The organism is Paenibacillus apiarius, assembly GCF_017052585.1.
Lineage (GTDB): Bacteria > Bacillota > Bacilli > Paenibacillales > Paenibacillaceae > Paenibacillus_B > Paenibacillus_B apiarius.
In genome coordinates, this window is sequence record NZ_JAFFHZ010000001.1 from 805485 (window position 1) to 823957 (window position 18473).

Sequence of the window (18473 nt, forward strand, 5' to 3'; positions counted from 1 at the left end):
CGCTCATCGGCGCCGCAGAATACATCGGTTGATTCTGATGACAATAAGTCATATAAGACATCTTACGCTCTCTCCTTTACAGTCTCTTATCGGACTGATTATTTGAATGGGAACCGCCTAAGTGTTACCTGTAGACGTCAGGACATGCATCCCCTGACGGCGCAAAGAAACAGTGAGCTTTGTAACGGCCGGAGTTTTGTTGATTGTACCATGTGCCCGGACACTCGCCTGCCGGACGGAAAAACCACAGCGCATAGCTTGCCGGCCACGTGCGCTCACCATTGATGACCCGTCTGGCCAGCCGAACGTCCCTGTCGCGAGCCCTTTGATAAAAATAACTTTTTTGAACCGCTTCGAATCCGCCCGGACTTTGGAACACCATGTCATTCATCGAGCGGATATCGACAAAGTCCAAACAGTTCACCAACACCCGGTTTACGCCCACGTTGCCGACCATGAGCATGCCAAGCTCGCTTTCACCTTCAGCTTCGGCCCGCATCAAACGCGCGAGCAAATTTACGTCCCCGGAATTCGTCTTAATAACCGCCATGCCGTTCACTTCCCTCCCTTCACACGATACCATCATATGTGCGATAGCCTATTTGGTGACAATAGCGCAAAAAAAACCGGCCCATTACGGACCGGTCTTTCAATCTAATGAATCGATATCTTATACTTGCGCGAACATGCGTTTAACACTGGCTTCCGCACGCTGCTTCGCTTCTTCAAGCAATGCTTCCGCACGATCAGGCACTGCGTTCATGCCTTCGACGACAACGTTCTCGTATTCAGTAATGCCGATAAATGCCATCACGGCGCTCAGGTAGGAATCCGTAAAGCGCATTGCCTGCGCAGGACCTTCCGAGTAGAAGCCGCCACGCGCTTCAATGTGCACGACTTTTTTACCGTTCAACAAGCCTTGAGGGCCTTCTGCTGTATATTTGAATGTGCGGCCCGCGATAATTACGTTGTCGATGTACGCTTTAAGAAGCGGCGGGTAGCTCAAGTTCCACATTGGCGTAATGAAGACGACAACATCTGCGGCAATGAATTGTTCCAAAATTTCGTTCATGCGGCCCATTGTTTGAAGCTGCTGCTCGGACAATGTCTCGCCTGCTGCCGCTTTGCCCCAACCATCCAATACGCTGCCATCGATCAGAGGAATGTTTTCTTCGTACAGATTGACGCGTTCGATTTGAACATCGGCCGCTGCTTGCAGCGAAGCAAGATAGTGCTCGCCCAGGCGCAAGCCGAAGGAGATTTCATTTGGTTTCGGATTGGAATTGACGACAAGAACTTTTTTCATTATGATTCCACCTCGTACATAAATTTTGTAGTAATGAAGAAAGCATGCCAAGATAGTCGACGTTGACTCAGACCACTTGCTTATTTAATAACACATGCTTACTTTATGTAAGTATAATAACATAATCATACGCACTTTTGTCAAGCAAAATTTATTTCGAAGTCGAGAAAATATCTATCGAGTGACTTTTCTTTTTGCCTTACCGTAAAAAGCGGCTCGTAAAATACGAACCGCTCACACATCCATTACGAATTATACGTTTGTCCTGTAATACTTTGCGCTTGTCCAGATGGCTGAAAGCTGCCTGGCACTACATTTTGCTGCGCTCCATGCGTTTGCGCCGTAATGCTTTGCACTTGACCGGATGGCTGGAAGCTGCTTGGCACTACGTTTTGCTGCGCTCCATGCGTCTGCGCCGTAATGCTTTGCACTTGGCCGGATGGCTGGAAGCTGCTTGGCACTACGTTTTGCTGCGCTCCATGCGTTTGCGCCGTAATGCTTTGCACTTGGCCGGATGGCTGGAAGCTGCTTGGCACTACGTTTTGCTGCGCTCCATGCGTCTGCGCCGTAATGCTTTGCACTTGGCCGGATGGCTGGAAGTTGCTTGGCACTACGTTTTGCTGCGCTCCATGCGTCTGCGCCGTAATGCTTTGCACTTGGCCAGATGGCTGGAAGCTGCTTGGCACTACGTTTTGCTGCGCTCCATGCGTCTGTGCCGTAATGCTTTGCACTTGGCCGGATGGCTGGAACTGTTGTCCGCTGTACGTTTCGGATACGATGCTATGTAAGCCACCTGCTTGATATCCGCTGCCGAAGCTGTTTTGGCTGTTGCTTACAATGCCGCCGGACAACCCTTGATTCAGAGCGCTATAGCCGCTTTGGCCGCCGCTGTAGCTGCTGTACGCGCCTTGGTTCGCCGTGCTGCCGGACGGACCGGAGCTGTTGCCGCTGTACGTGCTTGCCACGATGCCGCCTGATACTCCCGGATTCACAGCGCCATAGCCGCCTTGGCCGCTGTAGTTGCTGTACGCGCCTTGGTTCGCCGTGCTGCCGGACGGACCGGAACTGTTCCCACTGTACGTGCTTGCCACGATGCCGCCCGATACTCCCGGATTCGCTGTGCCATAGCCGCCTTGGCCGCTGTAGCTGCTGTACGCGCCTTGGTTCGCCGTGCTGCCGGACGGACCGGAGCTGTTGCCGCTGTACGTGCTTGCCACGATTCCGCCCGATACTCCCGGATTCGCTGCGCCATAGCCGCCTTGGCCGCTGTAGTTGCTGTACGCGCCTTGGTTCGCCGTGCTGCCGGACGGACCGGAGCTGTTGCCGCTGTACGTGCTTGCCACAATGCCGCCCGATACTCCCGGATTCGTTGCGCCATAGCCGCCTTGGCCGCTGTAGCTGTTGTACGCGCCTTGGTTCGCCGTGCTGCCGGACGGACCGGAGCTGTTACCGCTGTATGTGCTTGCCACAATGCCGCCCGATACTCCCGGATTCGCTGCGCCATAGCCGCCTTGGCCGCTGTAGCTGTTATACGCGCCTTGGTTCGCCGTGCTGCCGGACGGACCGGAGCTGTTGCCGCTGTATGTGCTAGCTACTATACCGCCAGACGGAATTTGACTGTTTTGCCGAAATTGTTGGTATGTCATGCCATATCCTCCTTATGCTATTCACTTGGCCGAACTATGCCCGGCACTCATCGTTATTATGGATAGACAAGCAGGAGGTTTATGCACATGAAATAAATAATTTCAACCGCTTCGGTTTAACCGTGCCGTTCCGCGTTCATTCGCCCTCTCGCCCCATGATGCGGGCCTTCCGCCGGAATCAATTCGCCTGCTTTTCCGAGTCCGGTCGGCGGCATATCGTTGTACACCGCTTCATATTGACCCGGCTCGACCCGATACGTTTCATGATATATTCCGACACTGCCGTCCTTATAGGTTTTATGGAACTGGCGCCATGTTTCCTTATGGAATCCTTGTCTTGCATACCGCTCCAAATCTTCAAAGGAACGCCAATACTGAATGAGCATCGGTCCTTTGCCCCCGATGTAATATTCAGCATGCAGAAATCCATGCTCCTTATCTTGGTATAATTCCTTCATCATGCGCCGCATCGCGCGAACTACGGGCAACCATTTGTGGAAGGCGGGCAGCCGGTTTATCCGCATTCCGATAATAAAGACGACGAACGGCCCATCCATTTGGGCCGCATAACGCCCACGACTCACTTTCATTCTTTCACCCTCATTTCTTCAATATATCAAGATGCTCCTGATAACAGCGCACAATGTCGCGGCGTTGCATGATATGGGCCGTCAAGTATGCGCCATAAAAAATGGTAAACAGCATCTCTGTCAGCTGATCGATGCTCAGTTCGGCATTCACCTCGCCGTCCGCAGTCGCTTCTTCCACGATACGCCTCATCAATACGTCCAGTCGCGGGACCACCGCTCTCGCTTGCCTCTCCTCTCCAGGGAACAAGAGGGAAATTTCCGCATCGCTCAATACAGGCATGCCTGGGTGCATCTTCGCTTCCGCAAGCAGTCCGATGAGCCGCAGCATCATGCCGGGTCTTCTCTGATCCTCTGTCGCAATGCTGGTGAACAGGTGCTCGGCCGCCGCCCATCCGCGCAGCCCATGCTTCTCGATTTCAAGCCAGCGGTTCGTCAACCAGATGCACATGTAGTAAATGAGAATATCCTCTTTTTGAGGAAAGCACTTAAAGAATGTCACCTTCGACACTTCAGCATGGGCGCAGATGTCTTCCACTTTCATGTCGCGAAATGTTTGGTGAACGATTAATTCCAGACTCGCTTCATAGAGCGCAAGCTTCGTCTTCGCTTTCTTGCGTTCTCTGAGTGAAATGTTCTCCATATCCATCTCCTTTCGCACTACTCCATCTAAATAAAGTTTACTCGAGTTAATTAATTTACTCAAGTTAATTTTTTATAATCATATTCAGACCATTTGAACTCGGAGAAGAAATGATTGTACAATGGATGTGGTTTCATAGAGTAGAAGATATAGAAAAGGAGATAGACGCGTGTTTGAGTGGAAAAATATATTTCGTGGAGTCCTCATCGGTACGAGTGATCTTATTCCGGGAGTGAGCGGGGGCACCATTGCCGTCATTCTTGGCTTTTATGAAAGATTAATTGCGGCGATTAGCGGATTTTTCAGCCGGGAGTGGAAAAAACATCTTGGATTTCTTATTCCGCTAGGAATCGGGGTAGGGGCTGCGCTATTGCTGCTCAGCAAAGTGATGAAATGGCTGCTTGCTGAACATCCGCAACCAACCTTCTTTTTCTTTCTGGGCCTTATTCTCGGCATTATCCCGTTCTTATGGAAGGAAGCAGACGGTTCGCGTAATTTCAAGCCTATCCATTACGTTTTGCTGCTTATAGCCGCCGCAGCGGTCGCCTGTACGGGCTTCTTCAAACCGGAAGACCAGAGCCCGGTCATTGAACTGTCGCTTTCGTCCGGCGTATTCTTGTTTTTTGCAGGCTGGCTCGGCAGTATGGCCATGATTTTGCCAGGCATCAGCGGCTCATTCGTCCTGCTGCTCCTTGGCGCTTATCCGACCGCGATCCATGCCTTGTCGAGCTTGGATATTCCGCTTATCGCGGTAATCGGCAGCGGGGTAATTGTCGGATTTATCGTCAGCAGCAAATTCATCCGTTATTTGCTTAGCAGCTTCCCGGCCATTATGTACGCAATCATAATCGGAATGGTCGTCGGCTCGCTTGCCGTTGTTTATCCAGGGCTGCAAGGGTCATGGGTATCGCTCATCATCAGCCTGCTCACGATGGTTGTCGGCTTCATTGCCGCATTGTACTTAGGCAAGCAGCAGCCGCAATAATTCATTGAGGGAAGTGCATCCAATGAACAAAAAGGCACCTCGTCTTATCGGCGGGGTGCCTTGTTTCATGCAGGGTGTAGTTGTTCCGTGAAGTTCATATTCCCCATGCGGAATATTCAATGATAACTTAAAAGAAGCCGTTCGATGGGGTATTTCAATCTATTGCGCATCCGTATAACGATGATAGCTGGCATGAAGAGGACGCAATTCCAGCCACCGTTGAAAGGTAATTCCTTGCTCCTGTTCCTCATACAACGGGTGCTCCGTCTCACCTAAAATAATGTCAGGCGTTGTCGATTTGTCGTAAAACGTCACCTTAACGGGTAAAGCCAATGTGTCAGGGTACCCCGGTATGGCGGACGACAGTCTTCCTCTTACTTGCTTAGGCTTTGATTGCGTGTCTTTCTTCGATCCGTCTGCCACATGTTCCGGATTGATCAGCACCCAGACATCCCAGCTTACCTGTCCGCGGCCATTGCGGAATGGGACCGTCAGGCGTCCGTGAACGTAGTAGTATTGATCGTCCATGACGCATTCTTCCGCGGTCAACCGGCAGCGTTCTTCCCGTTCCCATGGCTCGATCTCCGTCACATAGAATGGGGCCGAACAATTGGTATAGACACTGCCTGCAGACGGTTCGCCCTGCTTGCGCAGCCTGATGCGATGCGGCCTCCTGCGTTTGTTGATTGCATGCGCTCGACTGTTCGCGCATGTCTGTATTGTGGTTACCATATCTCTCCACTCCCTCCACTATTCATTTACGCATAAAGTGACACGGAGTGGTGGTTAAATTGTGAACATTTTTCAACATAATTCAACAAATATCTACACCAAAATGTCTAAAAATGTCGAAATGTAATGTATGACTTATTCGCTGCATCATTGCAACGGTTTTGCTGTCATCGTACCATGTTAGCATAGATCCAGCGAGGCTTAAGTTACTTAATGACAAAAAATCCCCTCTGGCCGAGGGGATAAGCATACTTGATCATGTCTGATGGTTAACGGTTCAGCAGACTGCCCACATAGCGCAGCAGTTCGTTCGCGCACACCGGGCAGTAGCCGTGCCCTTCCATCAGGCGGGCCGATACCTCATTGATACGCTTCAACTGGTTCTCATCCGGCGTTTTCGTCGATGTCGTAATTTTGACGATATCCTTCAAATCAGCGAACAGCTTCTTCTCGACCGCTTCACGCAGCCGATCATGGCTGTTGTAATCGAATTTGCGCCCTTTGCGGGAATAGGTTGACAGACGAATCAATATTTCCTCGCGGAACGCTTTTTTCGCATTTTCCGACACTCCGATTTGCTCCTCGATGGAACGCATCAGCCTTTCATCCGGCTCCATCTCCTCGTCGGTCAGCGGATCGCGAATCTTTTTCCAGTTGCAAAACGCTTCAATGTTGTCGAGATAATTCTCGAACAACGTCTTGGCCGACTCTTCGAACGAATAGACGAACGCCTTCTGCACTTCCTTCTTGGCCAGATTGTCGTATTCCTTGCGCGCCACGGAAATGTAATTGAGATATCGTTCCCGCTCTTCCTTCGTAATCGAAGCGTGCTGATCCAAGCCATCCTTCATCGCCCGCAGCACATCCAGCGCGTTAATGCATTGAAGATCCTGCTTAATGAGCGCACTGGAGATACGGTTGATGACATATCGCGGATCCACTCCGGACATGCCTTCTTCCGTGAACTCGCTCTGCATTTCCTTCAAATCGTTCTCTTTGTAGCCTTCCACTTCCTCGCCGTCATACATGCGCATTTTCTTGACGAGGTCCATGCCTTGCTTCTTCGTCTCCTTCAGACGGGTCAAGATGGAGAAGATGGCGGCCGCCCTGAGCGCATGCGGCGCAATATGGATATGATTCATATCGCTCTGTCCGATCAGCTTCGCATAAATCTTCTCTTCCTCGGACACCTTCAAATTGTACGGAATCGGCATCACGATCATCCGCGATTGGAGCGCTTCATTTTTCTTGTTGGCAATAAAGGCTTTATACTCGGATTCGTTAGTATGGGCAATTATCATTTCATCCGCCGAAATTAGCGCGAACCGTCCTGCCTTAAAGTTCCCCTCTTGCGTCAACGAGAGCAAATTCCACAAAAACTTCTCGTCGCACTTTAACATTTCTTGAAATTCCATCAAACCGCGGTTGGCCTTGTTCAATTCTCCGTCGAAGCGGTATGCGCGCGGATCGGATTCAGAGCCGAATTCTGTAATCGTGGAAAAATCGATGCTGCCCGTCAAATCGGCAATGTCTTGCGACTTCGGATCCGATGGGCTAAAGGTGCCGACACCGATCCGGTTCTCCTCGGATACCAGCACCCGCTCCACTTCCACGCGTTCAATATCGCTATTGAATTCCGTTTTGAGCCGCATCTGGCAGGATGGGCATAAGTTGCCCTCGATACGGACGCCAAGCTCCTTCTCCACGTCCGCTCTCAGCTCGTGAGGGATCAGATGAAGCGGCTCTTCATGCATCGGGCAGCCCTTGATTGCGTAGACTGCGCCAAGCTCGGTGCGCGAGAACTGCTCAAGTCCCCGCTTGAGTATCGTGACAAGCGTTGATTTACCGCCGCTCACCGGACCCATCAGGAGCAGAATCCGCTTGCGCACATCCAATCGTTTTGCAGCTGAATGAAAGTATTCTTCCACTAATTTTTCGATTGCCCGATCCAGACCGAAAATTTCTTTTTCAAAAAACTTATATCGTTTATGCCCATCGACTTCCTCCACACCGTATGAGGCAATCATTTCGTACACACGCGCATGAGCCGTCATCGCCGGTGCGGGGTCGCGCCGAAGCAACTCGACGTATTCTTTAAATGTCCCGGTCCAGGCCAATCGTTCGCTCTCGGCTCGGTGCTCAGCAATCCGTTTGAATATGTCCATCCCTCTAAACCTCCAATGCTCCCGATTTGCAACACAGCCCTTCATCGCCGCTACATTTGTCTGTCTGTTCTTTGGTGTCTCTCTATGTTGTATGCATTTACCTTCGCAACCAACTAGGCTATTGTCTTAGTTAATCCAACAACAGATAAAAAAATAGTGTATTACATACCTATGCAAACCGAGCTGTTTATTATCACGAATTTTTGGAGCCGGGCGCAGAGAAAAACAGACTCCGCTCATGCCGTGTTATAATGGTTCCGCAGACTGCAATGCACGGAATTTGAACGAAAGTAAATGATAAATCAAGAGTGGTTGGCGAGGGGGAATAGGTGGATGATGTCCTTACAGGGTCTCAAGGAAGAAAAGATGCGCGAGCAGAACACGTCCGCACCGATGGAAGAGCACGAAACCGGGCGCAAGAAGGGCAAGCGCAAAGAATCGGAACTGTACGCGCCGCTCAAAGCTTACTTTGAGGCGCAAGGGTACGAGGTTCGAAGCGAGGTGCGTCATTGCGATATCGTCGCATTGAGGCCTGATGCGGCCCCGGATGAAGAGCCCCTCATTGTGGAATTGAAATCTTCCTTCAATCTTACGCTTGTGCTGCAGGGCTTGGAAAGATTGAAGCTGTCTTCGCAGGTGTATGTAGCGGTGGAGAAAAAGAAAGCGGCAAGCAAGAGCCATCCCGTCAGCGCGCTGCGCCACCTGTGCCGCAAGCTTGGACTGGGGCTCATTATGGTCACCTTCTATAAACGGAAGCCGCCGTTCGTGGAGCTCATATGCGAGCCGGGCCATGATGGCGGGATCTATATGGCTACGAAGCCGATCAAGACGCGCGCCGCCAAGCTTGTGCGGGAATTCTCCGCGCGCAGCGGGGATTACAACGTCGGCGGGATAACGAAGCAGCCGCTCGTAACGGCTTATCGGGAGAAGGCGCTCCGCGTGGCCTCCGCATTGCGGGATGGCGCCTTGAAGGCATCCATCGTTCGCGATCGGACCGGGGTCGGCGATGCTGCCGCCATCTTGCAGCGGAATTATTACGGGTGGTTCGCCAGGGTCAGCCACGGCGTGTACGCCTTAACCCCTGACGGGCAAGAGGCATTGATACGCTATGCCCATGTTGTAGCGAGGCTGCCGGGAGCCATTGCCACCCGGGCCAAGCCATAAACCGGTGCAAGCGCAAGGGGCGATCCCGTCCGCTTGCACCTCGGCAGTTCGTTATACTCCTGAGTAACGGCCGAAAAATTCGGATACCGCTTCGGTCAGCCGCTCCATGCCGGTACGGATCGTCTCGGGCTGAGCGAACGAGAAGTTCAGGCGCATCGTGTTGCGCTTCGGCTCCCCGGCATAGAAAGAGGTGCCCGGCACGAATGCGACGCCCTTCTCAACCGCGCATGTCAGCAAGGTCTGCGCATCCAATCCTTCCGGCAGCTCAACCCAGAAGAACATGCCGCCCTGCGGCGTATTCCATTTCGAATCGCGCCACATGTCTTTCTGCAATTCCGTCGCCATCGTCTCCATCCGCTCTTTGTAGACCGCCGAGAGCTTATGAATATGGTCATCCAGCTTGAACACTTCCGGCAGCAGCATCTCGCTGAGGATAAGCTGGTCGAGCACACTCGAATGGAGGTCCGACGACTGCTTCGCGCGAGCCATCATGCGGATAATCCGTTTGTCGGCAACAATCCAACCGGTACGCAGTCCGGGAGCAACCGTTTTGCTGAATGTGCTCGTATAAGCGACGATTCTATCTTCCGGCCGTCCTTCCAGCGCCGCGATGTTCGGCACACGCTCGGAAGTAAAGCGCAGATCCCCGTACGGATCGTCTTCCAGAATGAGCACTTCATGCTCGCGGCACAGGCGCAGCAGCGCTTCTCTCCGTTCCAAGCTCCAAACGCGGCCGGTCGGATTGCCGAACGTCGGCACGACGTAGACGAATTTGGGTTGATGCTGCTTCAGCTTAGCCACCAAGTCCTCGGGCACCATGCCGTTATCATCGCTTTCAACCGGTATGACGCGTGCATTGTACATCCCCAGCACCTGCAAGCAAGCCAGGTAGGTCGGATTCTCCACGAGCACGACATCTCCTGGATCGAGTATAGCTCTGGCGAACAAATCTATCGCCTGCTGCGAGCCCGAGCTGATTAACAACTCTTCCGCATCAGCCTGAATATTGCGTTGATTTCCCATGCGGGCGGCAAGGCGCTCGCGCAGGCTCAACGTCCCTTCCGTCAATCCGTATTGCAGCGCTTGCGGGCCTTGGCGGAATACCCGCTCCGATGCGGTTCGAATCGCATCTACCGGGAACCATTCTTCGGCCGGAAGACCTCCGGCAAAGGATATAATTGACTTTCCTTGAGTTAATTTTAAAATATCGCGCACAGCTGAGCTTTCAACCGATTGAATGCGCTTTGAAAATGAGTACTGCACCGACTATCGCCCCTTCCTATTCCCAAAATGATACACCCATCGCTTTATTTATGCAACGGGTTAAAACGGTTGTTCCGAGGTGCTATCGGCGCTCATTGCAGCCGATAATGAAAAACTATACGCCACATTCCGAAGGGCGCAAATAGTTTAATCTATTCAACCTTATGTTCGAGAATGTTCTTTTCTGCTAGGACAAGGCAGGGAGGGGCCGGAGAACGGCATTTGTGCAGTTGTTTTTGCGATGTGCCGCCCTTTTCGGCGTTTGAACTGCAAATATCAGACTGTTGAAAAAAGCCGTGTTTTTCGGTGCACTAACGTATTAGTATGATACAATATCAGTAATTAATTTGGATGAGAGGCGTGTGGTGATCTTGTTGAATAGCAAGCAGTCCGAAAACAAAGCTCATAATGAAATGGAACTTATTTGCATGGATTTATTGGTACCTCAAGATCATCTGCTACGCCTTATCGATAAATATGTGGATTTCTCTTTTATCAGGGAAAAAGTTCGGCCTTACTATAGCGAAACCAAGGGACGACCGGCCTTAGACCCCGTTGTATTATTTAAAATGATGCTCATCGGATATTTGTACGGCATACGCTCTGAACGTCAATTGGAGCAAGAAATCATTCCGAATGCTGCTTATCGCTGGTTCCTTGGCCTGCGTTTCTCCGATCGCGTCCCCGATCACTCGACGATCAGTTGGAACCGGAATAATCGGTTTAAAGATACGAATCTCTTTCAAGAGATTTTTGATGAAATGGTACATCTGGCGATCAACCATAAGATGGTGGATGGTCGTCTCTTGGTGACCGATTCGACTCATATTCGAGCCAACGCTAACAATAATCGCTACACGATGCAGGTTCTCGAAGAGACCCCTCATGACTATCTAAAAGAATTAGAGAAGGCCATCAACGAGGATCGAGAGAGCCACGGAAAAAAGCCCCTTCCTCCCCGGAAGCCTTCCGGGGAGGAAAAACCACGTAAAGTAAGTCAAACCGATCCCGAGTGCGGACTGATGAAACGAAGCGGTAAACCGGAGGCATTCTGTTATCTCGACCATCGCACCGTCGACCATAAATATAACATTATCACCGATGTCCATGTGACACCTGGCCATGTTAATGACGCTGCCGTCTACGTGGAACGCCTCAAGCGACAAATCCAAACCTTTGCATTTCAATCGACGCTGGAAGCCGTCGCGCTGGATTCGGGGTACATGACGCCTTACATATGCGATCAGACGCTAAAGCTAGAGATCGCTGCGGCTATCGCGGAACGCAATGCTCCAACGCCCCCTGACATTTTTCCGAAGAAACAGTTTATCTACCATGCGGAAGAAAATGGCTACCTGTGTCCTGCAGGAAAAATGCTAATGTATACGACTACCAATCGACAAGGGTATCGGGAATACACGTCAAATGCCCAGGAGTGTGCAAACTGCCCCCTGCTCAATCAGTGTACGAAATCGGCCAACCACCAACGTAAGATCGAACGACATATATGGGAAGAGAGTAAAGAGAAGGTCGCTCAGTACCGGAAAACCCATTCCGGAGAGGCGGCCTATAAGTTGCGTCCTCAAACGATAGAACGAAGCTTTGCAGATGCAAAAGAGCTTCATGGATATCGTCGCTGCAAGTTCCGCGGGAGAGCTAAAACGCAGGAACAAGCTTTCATGACCGCAATAGCCCAGAATGTAAAAAAGATTGCCAGGTACCTGGCCCAAAAGGTCGGAGGTGGGCAGAAGCAAAAGACTCCACCTGTTGTTTTAACCAAATTAAGGAACTTATCGAAACCTTTAGCTCTAAATTCTGCCGCTTAAACCGATTTTTCAACAGTCTGAAATATGCAGTTTATTGCGAGAGGATGACCATTAATTGTACGATTACGCGAAGATGAACTGTACGATTGAGCTTGTTGAAAAACCTGAATGTAAAAAAGAAACAAGTATGGTGGGGGTATCCGCTTCCGTCGCTGTTGAATCCAAGTCATTAGGGATGAGACGGTGCGGGGATGACTCGGATTCAAAGGCGATCACCGGGTCTCTCCAGCAGACACCCTCCACCTTTATTTGTTTCATTCGGGGTTTCTCAACAACCTGACGATCGCAGTCCGTGCGGCCACACCGTAGAGCGCCTAGGCGAAGCTGGAACTGGTTATTACTGACCGCAGGAGAGAGCAATCGGAAATGCCGAACGAAGAGAGTATAGCCTCCCCCCTATTGTTGTCCGCTCTACCTAACATTTGAAGCGCAGACCTCCCCGTACGCTCATCCCCATGACCCGGATTGAACAGGCGCAGCTACGGGCGTCTCGTCTGAGTTGGGCAGCACCGGCACATCCGGGAACGGAATCTGAATTTCCCCGCAAGCGCCTTCTCCCGGCGCCGCGTTCCAGTCCATCGTGCCCTTAAGCATGAACACGCGCGCCCGCAGCTGCTTCAAGCCTCGAACCTTCTCCTCGCTGCTGAAGACGACAGCCGGATCGAACCCGACGCCATCATCTTGATAAGAGACGAGTACATGATCGCTCGAAGCTGCAAGCGACAGGTGAACATGCTCTGCAAACGCATGTTTCCGCGCATTTATCAGCAATTCCTGCACGATGCGGAACAGATGCAGCTTGAACGAAGGAAGCTGCACATCGACCATCAATTGATTGTCTACCTCGAAGTGAATGCGTTCCTTCATTTCTTGGAACTCCAGCTCCATATATTGCCGAATGGCATTGCTCAGCCCTGCTGTCAGTATCAGCTTCGGCTGCAATGACAGGCACAGATGCCGCAGCTTCATGTTGACCTCGTCCAAACGGTCCCCTACTTGGCGCAGTGACGCAGACTCATCCGGAGCGGCGGAGCGATGCATCGCCTCCACCTCAAGGCTTGCTTCGTGCAGTGGCTGCATGACGCCGCATTGCAGCACTTTGGCCAGCTTCGTCCGGCCTTTCTCTTGTGAATCGAACAGAGTATGAACCATCCACGTGCCGCAAGCTTTGGAAGACAACGCCTCTTGATTGGCATGCAGCTTCAATTGCTGATTCCGCTCATTCAGCTTCTGAATCGTCATTACTTTTTTCATGCCGATGTTCATATGGCTGATGACCTGACGCACCCATTCTCTTTCTTCCATATTCAATTCGTCTTCATTCTGTTTCTGCGTCAGCATCAGATGGGCCACATAGGCATCATGCCGCTCTACTTCGAACCAAGAGGACGTCTCCGAGTGGAACTTGCCCGAACGCACCCTTCTCTCTATATCCTGCATGTCCAGTTCTCCTTCCGCATACGACTCGATATCGTTATGCGGATTTTTAATGATCAATGCGGCCCCCTTCACCTGCAAGGTCTGGATCATCGAGTACAGAATCACTTGACTCCAAGCTTCCATCGTGTCGAGCGCATTCAACTGCTGCGTAATCCGCTGGAGCGATTGCTTGAGCTTAAGGTTGTCCGGATACATCGCCGCCATTAATTTCCGATGAAAGAACGGGTAGGAATACAGCAGAAAGGCCAAGATGATCACGATAAAGCCGAAGCTGAACAGGTGATGCATGAACGTATGGCGCTCGACGAAAATCACTGCGTTCAAACCGACGATGATCGATCCAGGCACCATCGCAATCAAGACGACCGACATCATTCGTTTTAATATCATTTCAATATCCGACAGCTGCTTAAAGTGGTTCAAGTAAACGAAACACAATGGCAAGGTGAGCGCAAACCAACTTGTCAACAAAGGCGAGACCAACGCTCTATAGCCGAACAGCAATGGCAAATACGACAAGAAAAGAAGCGGCGCAAAGGCAATGCAAATCCAGAGCCACATGTAACGGATAACCGCGCATAACTGCGGTGACTGCCCTCTGTGCCGATAAGATATGAACGCAAACCAGCCCAGGTTCGACCCGAGGCCTATGATGAACAATACCTCTTTCAAGATGCTGTCAACGACAAAGAACGTATAGAAGTCGCCTGGCAAAAAATAAATGAACTTCGCCGCGAACTGCAGCAGCGCCAAGCTGTATAAAATCTGAAGCCAGCGCTTGGAGCACGTGATGCCTGCTTTCTCTTGAAAAAATTGCAGCAAAAAATGAAACAGCACGATCGGAGATAGAACGATGGCGCTCGTTATGGTGATTTCTCCCCAAATATCTCCACGCAGCGCAGCCCCGATACTCATGTATACCGTGCCCATGATGACAAATAGCATGGAGAGCATCTTCATCGTCTTCGTCGATGAATCCTTCCACCGTACGATCCCCGCCAACAGCAGCAATACAATTTCGCTGGAGAGGGGAATAACGTCTGAGTACGGATGGCGCGATTCATGTCCCAGGTCAATGAGCTTAATCTCGTCCAGTTGACTGATTTCAATATAATCGGCTTGCTCGATGATATGCCAGTTGCGGACCGTCGGATAGTCCTCTGGCGGTACGCCGTTGATGCTGCGAATCGTGTCGCCGATCTCCAACGCGTGATTGATGTATACATTCTCGTTATCAAAACCGGCGATCTTCCACTGTCCTTGCTGAACTTCCAGCCTGATGCCCAGGTGCGGATACAAAAACGTTACATGGATAAACCAGCATTGCAGGACAACAAGCGCGACCAAGCCTATTTTGGCAATTGTTTTCAAATGATATGTAACTCTATCTTTCTTTCCCAAGTTGTCACCCCTGACTAGACCAAAAGACGAGCTGAACCGACATATTTCTACAAATATATACCGATTGTATCGAACCGCAACTATAACATCAATGACTTTTTTGTATGAATTTTGCATCTTTCGCACGAAAAATGCTAGAATACATGCTAGAATACTATAATGATTATTTTAAAATTGGATTGATTAAAATCCAATCGACTTCCTTCGAGGTGATTAGACATGCAGCCATCAGTACATACGGAGAGCGACACCTCACGTCGCACCCGAACGAAGACGAGCGGAGCTAGCGCGAAATGGTTTCTTCTGTTCTGGGCAGTCATGATAGCGATTGGCGTGACGGCTACCTACTTCTACAGCAACCACATGAAGACAACCATGCTTCAGGAGCTGCAGCAGCAGACCGAAGCCCAACTGCAACAAGTGAAGCTATCCTATGAGAAGCAACTAAACGAGTTGAACAAGAAGTTGGACGCGATGCAAAGCAAAGTCGAATCGTTCAATGAATTGCTCACATTTACGAAAGATAACGCATCGAACAAGACCGATAACAGCAACAAGCTGTATACGCAATTGAACGAAGTGAAGAAACAGCTAAGCGTGCTGCAGAAAAAAATGGAACTGCTGAAGTAATAAGTGAGGCGGATAAGATGAAGCTGCAAGTGAAACGGGTCAACCGGCTGTTCATGCTGGTGACCGCCCCTTTTCTGGGCATGATGATATGGATGCTCTCCTCCTCCTTGACCGCAACGCTCGACTTGGAGTGGAAGCCGCTGGAGGAACCAGCCGCGTTGAGCGAGAAGCAGGCCAAGCTCGTAGGCGACTTGGAGCAGGCCCGGAAGACGGCGGACTTTACGGTAGAATCCGTGCGCCGCACGGCAACGCTCTATCAACGCACGACGTCCACGATGAACGATCTGGTCAAGACGGCCAGCGCTCAAGCGAAACGTCCAGAGCAAATATATGACCGGCGCATCACCTCCCGGTTAGGAACACCGAAGGAAAGCGTCAACAGCGACAAGCTGCGTGCCGAATTGTTCGCAATCAATCAACCGACCTATAGCGGATATGCGATGAAGATCAAGCTTAAGGATCCGAAGGCGATGCGCTTGACGCTTGGATACGATAAATACGGCGGTTCCGAGACGACGATGCATGCCGTTAACCGCTATGGCGCCGTTGCCGGCATTAATGCGGGCGGCTTTGCCGATGGCGGCGGCAAACGTTATCCGCTGGGAACGACCGTTATGAACGGGAAATACGTAAGCTCGTTCGAACCGACCCACAAAGACTTGGCTTTTGTCGGATTGGATAAGGCGGGGCGGCTGATCGGCGGCAAGTTCTCGGATCAGTCCGAATTGGATTCCCTGGATCCGCAATCCGGAGCGACCTTCGTTCCCGCACTGCTGAAGAACGGAACGCATCTGACCATTCCGGAAAAATGGCGGACTTCACCGCTCCGGGCGCCGCGCACCGTCATCGGGAACTATAAGGATGACCAATTGCTCATCCTCGTGACCGACGGCTATAACGAGAACGGAAGCTCGGGCGCAACGCTCGCAGAACTCCAGAAGAAGCTGTCCAATCTGGGTATCATTGACGCCTACAACTTGGACGGGGGCGGCTCCTCCACCTTGGTCTTCAACGGAAGGGTCGTCAATAGTCCGTCAGATGGCGAGCTGCGTCCGCTGCCGACGCACTTTTTGTTTTTCAAATAGAACGGAACCTCTAAGTATAACATGAGCCGCGCTTCCATACCGTGCCAAAATTCACACCTTTTCCATTTTCTTTTTGGCATGTCTTGGTTATAATAGTAAGAGTTACTGGAGGTGTGCGTATCATGTCCGTTACTTTTTGGATTATCATGCTTGTTTTCGTACTGTTCTTGACCGCCATCTTCACGGCAGGTTACAACGACGACAAAACAAAAGGCTTGTAAGACGAAGAAACTTCCCAAGCAGGGAAGTTTTTTTGTTTGCGGCGCTGAATGCGCAGAGGACCAGAGGCCTGATACGGGAGCTGTCAATCGGCAAACTGGCCATGTCGGCAATCACTGCACGATAACGCAAAAAAAAGAGGAGCACCACCGTAATGTGGATGCTCCTGCTCTTTTTTTACCGCACCAAGTGCATCATTTCACTCATGCATTGCGAACATATGTAACGATCTTTAAATTCGGACACACCATCCATTGAGCCACAAAATACGCATTTGGGACGATAGCGTTCTAAAATGATATGATCGCCTTGCACTAAAATTTCGACAGGATCCCCCTCGTTCATCTGATAACGCTTCCTAAGTGATTTAGGCAAAACAATGCGTCCCAGTTGGTCAACTTTACGGACTACACCGGCAGGTTTCATCAGTTCCACCTCTCTTGTATTTCTATTCTCATGCTTACCCTTGAAAACTCTGCCACTACTACTTCTATGTACCTAGCAAAAATCCTGCTGAAATATGTCAATTCGTTTCGTTTTTAATTATTTTTTGTAATATCGCATAAGGCAGCAAAAAAAGGCAGCGGCATCGAGTTCGAACATCCATTACTTGTTTTATCTTATCTAGTAAAAAATACCTAATCTTGCAAGCTTCCTAGTAAAATCATCCGATACCTTGGTGCGACTTCCATCGCAGGCCATCGTCCTTTCGCATGGGTCAAAAGATATCGTCATGCGGAAGGACTAGGTCCCGACGATTTACTGGAGATTAGGATAATCAAGCTGCCGCAACGCTTCGTATACGATGATCGCCGCCGAATTGGATAGATTGAGCGAACGCACTTTATCCGTCATCGGCATGCGCATGCACGTATCACGGTTTTCCTCGATAATTTCCGGGGGCAGCCCCTTCGTTTCCTTGCCGAATACAAAGAAATCGCCGTCTCGGAATTGAAAGTCACCGTACCGTTTGTCCGCCTTCGTCGTGGCATAAAAAAAACGCGCATCCGCGTATTTGTCCTTCAACTCTTGGAACGAGTCGTGGTACTCGATCGTTACCGCGTGCCAATAATCGAGACCGGCCCGCTTCAACGTGGCGTCATCGGTCCGGAAGCCGAGCGGCCGGACCAAGTGCAGATGCGTCCCCGTTGCAGCGCACGTGCGCGCGATATTTCCCGTGTTGGCCGGAATTTCCGGTTCCACGAGCACAATATGAAGAGCCATCTCCTGTTCACCTCGCATTCCTCATTATTATACACCATATGACAATGATAGCGTTTGTTTATCTTTACCTAAAGCGCACTTTTGATTGCGAAGCTTCCCAAGAGAGAACTTGGCCTTTCATCTTGCATTCCCGCGTGAAGCCGGAGCGATTTGACAA

Annotated in this window: 16 protein-coding genes; 5 read left to right on the plus strand and 11 right to left on the minus strand. The window is 50.8% G+C overall.

Annotated features, from left to right (window positions below):
• Positions 1 to 124: 124 nt before the first annotated feature.
• The 5 genes from JSQ80_RS03770 to JSQ80_RS03790 all read right to left on the minus strand — a co-directional run bounded on the left by JSQ80_RS03770 (position 125) and on the right by JSQ80_RS03790 (position 4182).
• Positions 125 to 550 (minus strand): cell wall hydrolase, encoded by a 426-nt coding sequence (locus tag JSQ80_RS03770; RefSeq protein ID WP_206094395.1) that lies wholly within the window; start codon positions 548 to 550, stop codon positions 125 to 127.
• Positions 551 to 670: 120 nt separating this feature from the next.
• A complete protein-coding gene (locus JSQ80_RS03775; RefSeq protein ID WP_206094396.1) occupies positions 671 to 1306 on the minus strand; it encodes an FMN-dependent NADH-azoreductase in 636 nt (211 codons plus the stop codon).
• 245 nt (positions 1307 to 1551) lie between these two features.
• On the minus strand, positions 1552 to 2952 hold the full coding sequence (locus JSQ80_RS03780; protein WP_206094397.1) for a hypothetical protein: 1401 nt from the start codon (positions 2950 to 2952) through the stop codon (positions 1552 to 1554).
• Positions 2953 to 3068: 116 nt separating this feature from the next.
• Positions 3069 to 3542 (minus strand): DUF4188 domain-containing protein, encoded by a 474-nt coding sequence (locus JSQ80_RS03785; protein WP_087435266.1) that lies wholly within the window; start codon positions 3540 to 3542, stop codon positions 3069 to 3071.
• 10 nt (positions 3543 to 3552) lie between these two features.
• Complete coding sequence (locus tag JSQ80_RS03790; RefSeq protein WP_087435267.1) at positions 3553 to 4182, minus strand: TetR/AcrR family transcriptional regulator; 630 nt, start codon at positions 4180 to 4182, stop codon at positions 3553 to 3555.
• A 169-nt stretch (positions 4183 to 4351) separates the two neighbouring features.
• On the opposite strand from JSQ80_RS03790, the gene JSQ80_RS03795 reads away from it, so the two are divergent.
• Complete coding sequence (locus JSQ80_RS03795; protein WP_087435268.1) at positions 4352 to 5167, plus strand: DUF368 domain-containing protein; 816 nt, start codon at positions 4352 to 4354, stop codon at positions 5165 to 5167.
• 159 nt (positions 5168 to 5326) lie between these two features.
• Here the strand turns inward: JSQ80_RS03795 and JSQ80_RS03800 are convergent, their stop codons facing one another.
• Both JSQ80_RS03800 and JSQ80_RS03805 read right to left on the minus strand, forming a co-directional pair.
• Positions 5327 to 5899: a DUF2199 domain-containing protein gene (locus tag JSQ80_RS03800; RefSeq protein WP_206094398.1), complete on the minus strand. Its 573-nt coding sequence runs from the start codon at positions 5897 to 5899 to the stop codon at positions 5327 to 5329.
• A gap of 269 nt (positions 5900 to 6168) precedes the next feature.
• Positions 6169 to 8064: a PrkA family serine protein kinase gene (locus JSQ80_RS03805; RefSeq protein ID WP_206094399.1), complete on the minus strand. Its 1896-nt coding sequence runs from the start codon at positions 8062 to 8064 to the stop codon at positions 6169 to 6171.
• A gap of 333 nt (positions 8065 to 8397) precedes the next feature.
• On the opposite strand from JSQ80_RS03805, the gene JSQ80_RS03810 reads away from it, so the two are divergent.
• Positions 8398 to 9228, plus strand: coding sequence for a DUF2161 domain-containing phosphodiesterase (locus tag JSQ80_RS03810; RefSeq protein WP_206094400.1), 831 nt, complete (start codon positions 8398 to 8400; stop codon positions 9226 to 9228).
• A gap of 51 nt (positions 9229 to 9279) precedes the next feature.
• Here JSQ80_RS03810 and JSQ80_RS03815 read toward each other — a convergent pair whose 3' ends face one another.
• On the minus strand, positions 9280 to 10491 hold the full coding sequence (locus JSQ80_RS03815) for an aminotransferase class I/II-fold pyridoxal phosphate-dependent enzyme (protein WP_206094401.1): 1212 nt from the start codon (positions 10489 to 10491) through the stop codon (positions 9280 to 9282).
• Positions 10492 to 10862: 371 nt separating this feature from the next.
• Here JSQ80_RS03815 and JSQ80_RS03820 point away from each other — a divergent pair, with 371 nt between their 5' ends.
• Entirely contained in the window at positions 10863 to 12317 is a 1455-nt protein-coding gene (locus JSQ80_RS03820; RefSeq protein ID WP_418888888.1) for an IS1182 family transposase, read from the plus strand.
• Positions 12318 to 12764: 447 nt separating this feature from the next.
• Here the strand turns inward: JSQ80_RS03820 and JSQ80_RS03825 are convergent, their stop codons facing one another.
• Positions 12765 to 15158: a sensor histidine kinase gene (locus tag JSQ80_RS03825; RefSeq protein ID WP_206094402.1), complete on the minus strand. Its 2394-nt coding sequence runs from the start codon at positions 15156 to 15158 to the stop codon at positions 12765 to 12767.
• Between the two features lie 219 nt (positions 15159 to 15377).
• On the opposite strand from JSQ80_RS03825, the gene JSQ80_RS03830 reads away from it, so the two are divergent.
• A complete protein-coding gene (locus JSQ80_RS03830) occupies positions 15378 to 15788 on the plus strand; it encodes a hypothetical protein (RefSeq protein ID WP_206094403.1) in 411 nt (136 codons plus the stop codon).
• A 17-nt stretch (positions 15789 to 15805) separates the two neighbouring features.
• A complete protein-coding gene (locus tag JSQ80_RS03835; RefSeq protein ID WP_206094404.1) occupies positions 15806 to 16873 on the plus strand; it encodes a phosphodiester glycosidase family protein in 1068 nt (355 codons plus the stop codon).
• A 396-nt stretch (positions 16874 to 17269) separates the two neighbouring features.
• On the opposite strand, the gene JSQ80_RS03840 is transcribed toward JSQ80_RS03835, so the two are convergent.
• Together JSQ80_RS03840 and trmL are read right to left on the minus strand one after the other, a co-directional pair.
• Positions 17270 to 17518, minus strand: a complete 249-nt coding sequence (locus tag JSQ80_RS03840) for an AbrB/MazE/SpoVT family DNA-binding domain-containing protein (RefSeq protein ID WP_087435276.1) — start codon at positions 17516 to 17518, stop codon at positions 17270 to 17272.
• Between the two features lie 333 nt (positions 17519 to 17851).
• Complete coding sequence (gene trmL, locus JSQ80_RS03845) at positions 17852 to 18316, minus strand: tRNA (uridine(34)/cytosine(34)/5-carboxymethylaminomethyluridine(34)-2'-O)-methyltransferase TrmL (protein ID WP_087435277.1); 465 nt, start codon at positions 18314 to 18316, stop codon at positions 17852 to 17854.
• Positions 18317 to 18473 lie beyond the last annotated feature (157 nt).

Bases quoted from the DNA above. Each gene is read 5' to 3' on its own strand.
- trmL (WP_087435277.1), bottom strand. From the start codon at position 18,316: ATGGCTCTTCATATTGTGCTCGTGGAACCGGAAATTCCGGCCAACACG.
- JSQ80_RS03770 (WP_206094395.1), bottom strand. From the start codon at position 550: ATGGCGGTTATTAAGACGAATTCCGGGGACGTAAATTTGCTCGCGCGT.
- JSQ80_RS03830 (WP_206094403.1), top strand. From the start codon at position 15,378: ATGCAGCCATCAGTACATACGGAGAGCGACACCTCACGTCGCACCCGA.
- JSQ80_RS03805 (WP_206094399.1), bottom strand. From the start codon at position 8,064: ATGGACATATTCAAACGGATTGCTGAGCACCGAGCCGAGAGCGAACGA.
- JSQ80_RS03810 (WP_206094400.1), top strand. From the start codon at position 8,398: ATGATGTCCTTACAGGGTCTCAAGGAAGAAAAGATGCGCGAGCAGAAC.
- JSQ80_RS03840 (WP_087435276.1), bottom strand. From the start codon at position 17,518: ATGAAACCTGCCGGTGTAGTCCGTAAAGTTGACCAACTGGGACGCATT.
- JSQ80_RS03785 (WP_087435266.1), bottom strand. From the start codon at position 3,542: ATGAAAGTGAGTCGTGGGCGTTATGCGGCCCAAATGGATGGGCCGTTC.
- JSQ80_RS03780 (WP_206094397.1), bottom strand. From the start codon at position 2,952: ATGACATACCAACAATTTCGGCAAAACAGTCAAATTCCGTCTGGCGGT.
- JSQ80_RS03835 (WP_206094404.1), top strand. From the start codon at position 15,806: ATGAAGCTGCAAGTGAAACGGGTCAACCGGCTGTTCATGCTGGTGACC.
- JSQ80_RS03775 (WP_206094396.1), bottom strand. From the start codon at position 1,306: ATGAAAAAAGTTCTTGTCGTCAATTCCAATCCGAAACCAAATGAAATC.
- JSQ80_RS03800 (WP_206094398.1), bottom strand. From the start codon at position 5,899: ATGGTAACCACAATACAGACATGCGCGAACAGTCGAGCGCATGCAATC.
- JSQ80_RS03790 (WP_087435267.1), bottom strand. From the start codon at position 4,182: ATGGAGAACATTTCACTCAGAGAACGCAAGAAAGCGAAGACGAAGCTT.